The organism is Streptomyces phyllanthi, from assembly GCF_009377205.1.
GTDB lineage: Bacteria > Actinomycetota > Actinomycetes > Streptomycetales > Streptomycetaceae > Streptomyces > Streptomyces phyllanthi.
Genome location: NZ_VJZE01000592.1, coordinates 1 through 4,722, shown reverse-complemented (window position 1 = coordinate 4,722; position 4,722 = coordinate 1). Strand labels below are relative to the sequence as shown.

Here is a 4,722-nt window from a genome sequence, read left to right as displayed (position 1 = left end):
GGCGTCTCCGGGGCCGGGGGCTCCTGGCCCGCTGTCGTCGCGGGCGGCTCCCAGGTGGGACTCACCCCCTGCTGGGGTGTCGTGTCGTACTGCGTGGTCATCGTGCGTTCCTCGAATCGTGATCGTGCGGGCGCACCGGCTGCAACTGCACGGTCGCGTCCCCCCAGGTGCGGTCCGCGGCGTCACCGGCGCGGAACTGGGATGTGGCGTACGGGGAAGTGGGGTACGGGGAGGTGCCGTACGGCGACGGGGACGCCGTCACGTACGTGGGCGAGAACGGGGTGTGCGAGGCGACGACGGTCGAGGCCGCGAGGTCACCCGCACCCTCGCGCCGGTCCGGGAACACCCAGGCCCGGAAGAGCAGGAACCGCAGCACCGTCGCCGCGAGGTTGGCGGCGATGAGGACCGCCAGTTCCGTGGAGTGCGCGGGGCTGCTCGTCGCCGTGTTCAGGGCGGCGAGCGAACCGCTGGTGAGGGCGAGCCCGATGCCGAACACCACCAGTCCCTGCGCCTGGTGCCGCACGGCATGGTCCCGGCCGCGGACGCCGAAGGTCAGGCGCCGGTTGGCCGCCGTGTTGGCGATCGCCGAGACGAGCAGGGCGAGCGCGTTGGCGAACTGCGAACCGGTGAAGGCACGGAAACCGCTGTAGAGCAACAGGTAGAAGAGCGTCGACAGACCGCCCACGACACAGAACCCGACCAACTGGCGGGCGAGGCCGCGCGGTACGTCCTTGATCTCGCGGTCGCGCGGGTCGTCACCGAAGGGCCGGGCGAGCCGGTCCAGCGGAAGCGACCCGGTGGCCAGCGCCCTGCCGACCCGCCACACGCCCTTGAGGTCGTCGGTCGCGGTCTTCACGATGTGCACCGTCGAGTCGGGGTCGTCGACCCAGTCGACCGGCACCTCGTGGATCCGGAGCCCCGCGCGCTCGGCGAGGACCAGCATCTCGGTGTCGAAGAACCAGCCGGTGTCCTCCACCAGCGGCAGCAGCACCTGGGCGACATCTCGGCGTATCGCCTTGAATCCGCACTGGGCGTCCGAGAAGCGGGCCTGGAGCGAGCCGCGGAGGATGAGGTTGTAGACGCGGCTGATGAACTCCCGCTTGGGGCCGCGCACCACCCGGGAGGACCGGGCGAGCCGGGAGCCGATGGCGAGGTCGGAGTGACCGGAGATCAGCGGCGCCACCAGCGGGAGCAGCGCGTTGAGGTCGGTGGACAGGTCCACGTCCATGTAGGCGAGGACCGGCGCGTCGGACGCGGACCACACCGTCCGCAGCGCCCGCCCGCGCCCCTTCTGCTCCAGCCGGAAGGACGTGACCTCCGGGAGCTCCGCCTCCAGCCGCGCGGCCACCTGCGGGGTGGTGTCCGTCGACGCGTTGTCCGCGATCGTGATGCGGAACGCGTACGGGAACGTGCGCGCCAGGTGCTCGTGCAGTCTGCGGACGCACGGCTGGAGGTCCTTCTCCTCGTTGTAGACGGGGATCACTACGTCCAGGACAGGCGTACCGGCGTCTCCGGCCGGGAGGTGCTCCCGCGCCGGCAGGTTGCCGGGAGAAGAGTCGGTTCGCATGGGAACGACTCTGGTCAGACGCCCTGTTCTACCCATGTGGTGGTGCTGTGGTGTGCCTGTGAGTCCGATTGCCAGTTCGTTGCCTGGTCAAGCGAGTGCACCGGCATGGTGAGCGCGGGCAGGTGAACCGTGAAGACGGTCCGCCCGGGCACACTGTCGACGGTCACGGCACCGCCGTGCGCGTCCGCGACGGCCTGCACGATGGCGAGGCCGAGACCGGTCGACCCGGAGGCACGGGAACGCGAGGAGTCGCCGCGCGCGAACCGTTCGAAGACGCGAGGGAGCAGTTCCGGCGGGATGCCCTGCCCGTCGTCCTCGACGTCCACGCACATCCACGTCCCGCGCCGCTGTATGCGCGCGGTGACGGTCGTACCAGGTGGTGTGTGCGTACGCGCGTTCGCGAGCAGATTGACGAGCACCTGCTGCAACCGCGCGGCGTCGGCCGACACGACAGCGGGTGCGTCCGGCAGGTCGAGCCGCCAGTTGTGACTGCGCCCGGCCGCGCGCGCGTCGCTGATGGTGTCCACGACGAGCGGAATGAGATCGGTCTGCTCGAACTGCAGGGGCCGCCCGGCATCGAGCCGCGCGAGCAGCAACAGGTCCTCCACGAGCAGGGTCATCCGCCCGGACTCGGACTCGATCCGCCCGAGCGCGTGCCGCGTATCGGGCCCGATCTCCTCTCTCCCTCGCCTGGTCAGCTCGGCGTACCCACGGATGGAGGCAAGGGGAGTCCGCAACTCGTGGCTGGCGTCCGCGACGAACTGCCGCACCCGCATCTCGCTCTGCTGCCGCGCGTGCAGAGCGCCGTGGACGTGGTCGAGCATCCGGTTGAGGGCCGCGCCGACCTGGCCGACCTCCGTGTGGGGGTCGGTCTCGGACTCGGGGACCCGCTCGTTGAGCGTCACCTCGCCGGTGTGCAGGGGCAGTTCGGAGACACGGGTCGCGGTGTTGGCCACCCTGCGCAGGGGACGCAGGGCGACACCGACGAGCACGGAACCGGCGATACCGGCGGCGACGAGCCCGGCGGCGGTGACGCTGATCTCGACGATGATCAGGGTGTTGATGGTCTCGGTGACGGACTTGGTGGGCACGGCGACGTAGAAGTCGCCCTTCGGGCCCGTCGTGTACTGCACGCGGTACTCACCCAGGTCGGTGAGGGTGATCGTGTGCAACTTCTTGTCGCGCGGGACCTGGACGAGCTCGTTCTTCTGCGTGTCGGTGAGTGCGACGGCCGCGGATTCGCCGTTGATGCTGTTCGTCGACTCCGCGCTGCGGACCGCACTTGAGATCTGGTCGTTCCCGCTGACCACGGCGCCGATGGTGCCGAGCACCTGCGGGCCCCTGGTGACGAAGTCGAGCGGTTTCTCGGGCTTTCGGAAGTTCGGGTCCTTGGCCATCTCCGGCGGACCGCCGGCACGCTTCGCGACGTCCGTGACCGTGCCATCCAGCTGTTCGTTCAGACGCTGCCCCATCGCGATGGTCGTCACCGTGCCGATCACAGCGGCCACCACGGCGATGAGCACCACCGCGGAGACGACGAGCCGCGTCCGCAGCGTACGCGGCTGGCGTTCCCGCCTCTGCCCCTGCGTACGCGACCGTCGTCGCCCGCTCATGACGCCGCGGGCTTGATCAGGTAGCCGGCCCCACGCCGGGTGTGGATCATCGGCTCACGCCCCGCGTCGATCTTCCGGCGCAGATACGAGATGTAGAGCTCGACGACGTTGGCCTGGCCACCGAAGTCGTACGACCACACGCGGTCGAGGATCTGCGCCTTGCTGAGCACGCGCCGCGGGTTGCGCATCAGGAACCGGAGCAGCTCGAACTCGGTCGCGGTGAGGTGGATGTTCTCCCCGGCCCGCGACACCTCGTGGCTGTCCTCGTCCAGGGTGAGGTCCCCGACGACGAGCACGGAGTCGGAGCGCCGGTCGGCCGCCCCCGAACGCCGGATGAGCCCGCGCAGCCGGGCCACGACCTCTTCGAGGCTGAACGGCTTGGTGACGTAGTCGTCGCCACCGGCGGTGAGCCCGGCGATACGGTCCTCGACGGCGTCCTTGGCGGTCAGGAAGAGAACCGGCACTTCGGGCAGCTCACGCCGCAGCCGCCCCAGAACCGCCAGCCCGTCCATGTCCGGCAGCATCATGTCGAGCACGACGGCGTCGGGCCGGAACTCGCGAGCGGTCTGCACCGCCCCCTGCCCGTCACCCGCGCTACGGATCTGCCAGCCTTCGTAGCGAAGGGCCATGGACAGCAGTTCGGTGATCGACAGCTCGTCGTCCACCACAAGCACTCGGACGGGGCTCCCGTCCGGCCTCAGCAGTTCGGTGCGCCCCTGGGGCGAGGTCGTGGTCATGCCGGACACGATGGCGCTCCCCTCTGAGAGCACCCTTTCGGGAACCTGTGATTTTCCTGAGAAACTCACAGGCACCTCTCAGCCAACCCTTGGGAAGACCATCGGCTTCCCGGGCACTCAACCCGCCGACCAGCCATTTTCCATGGCCGTTTCTATGGACGCGCTCGGCCGGCCCACAGGATTCACAGGGGTGAGTGAGCTTCCGCTCATGTGGAGTCCCCTTCACTCACCTCCCGCTCACGCTCGTCCGTCTCTCTCACTGGCCCGTCTCTCTCACCGGTCCGTCATGGCTCCGCTCGAACGCCTGGCTTCGCTCGACCTTGGCCACGTGCAGGGTGTAGCGCTCGTACCACTCGGCCCGCCCCCGCTTCTGCGCCGCCCGGTGCTCGACATCGGTCCGCCACTCCGCGAGGGCCTCCGCGTCCCGGAAGTACCCCACGGTGATGGACAGCCCACCGGGCGTCTGCGCCTGATCCATCCCGAGAAACCCGGGCACCCCCCGCACCAACTCCTCCATCCGGTCGGCGGTCTCCCCGTACCCGCTCTGGTCAGCGGTCCGTACGGAGGTGAACACGACGGCGTAGTACGGCGGTTCGTGGGCCGGGACAGGCACTGCACCGCCGATGTCAGCGACGGCGGCGGTCGGCACAACGGACTGGTCAGGTGCGTCAAGGTGATCGCTCATGTCGCCCACTCTCGGGGTGAGCACCGCTCCTCGTCCACCACCTTTCCGAACGGGATCCGTAAGGGATCCAAGTCTTTACTCTCCAGCCCTCATGCCCCCGTCTCCCCCTCGGCCTGACTC

General features: G+C 69.4%; 4 protein-coding genes. All 4 read right to left on the bottom strand.

What is annotated here, in order from left to right; translation table 11 throughout:
- Window positions 1-97: 97 nt before the first annotated feature.
- The 4 genes from FNH04_RS41560 to FNH04_RS41545 all read right to left on the bottom strand — a co-directional run bounded on the left by FNH04_RS41560 (window position 98) and on the right by FNH04_RS41545 (window position 4,602).
- Window positions 98-1,567 (bottom strand): bifunctional glycosyltransferase family 2/GtrA family protein, encoded by a 1,470-nt coding sequence (locus FNH04_RS41560; protein WP_152791425.1) that lies wholly within the window; start codon window positions 1,565-1,567, stop codon window positions 98-100.
- A gap of 14 nt (window positions 1,568-1,581) precedes the next feature.
- The gene (locus FNH04_RS41555; RefSeq protein WP_152791424.1) at window positions 1,582-3,180 is read right to left on the bottom strand and encodes a sensor histidine kinase; all 1,599 of its coding nucleotides are present in this window, start codon (window positions 3,178-3,180) and stop codon (window positions 1,582-1,584) included.
- Complete coding sequence (locus FNH04_RS41550; RefSeq protein ID WP_152791423.1) at window positions 3,177-3,917, bottom strand: response regulator transcription factor; 741 nt, start codon at window positions 3,915-3,917, stop codon at window positions 3,177-3,179. Before FNH04_RS41550 ends, FNH04_RS41555 begins: the two co-directional genes overlap by 4 nt.
- Before the next feature lie 256 nt (window positions 3,918-4,173).
- On the bottom strand, window positions 4,174-4,602 hold the full coding sequence (locus tag FNH04_RS41545; protein WP_228031937.1) for an antibiotic biosynthesis monooxygenase family protein: 429 nt from the start codon (window positions 4,600-4,602) through the stop codon (window positions 4,174-4,176).
- Window positions 4,603-4,722 lie beyond the last annotated feature (120 nt).

Bases quoted from the DNA above. Each gene is read 5' to 3' on its own strand.
- FNH04_RS41560 (WP_152791425.1), bottom strand. From the start codon at position 1,567: ATGCGAACCGACTCTTCTCCCGGCAACCTGCCGGCGCGGGAGCACCTC.
- FNH04_RS41555 (WP_152791424.1), bottom strand. From the start codon at position 3,180: ATGAGCGGGCGACGACGGTCGCGTACGCAGGGGCAGAGGCGGGAACGC.
- FNH04_RS41550 (WP_152791423.1), bottom strand. From the start codon at position 3,917: ATGACCACGACCTCGCCCCAGGGGCGCACCGAACTGCTGAGGCCGGAC.
- FNH04_RS41545 (WP_228031937.1), bottom strand. From the start codon at position 4,602: ATGAGCGATCACCTTGACGCACCTGACCAGTCCGTTGTGCCGACCGCC.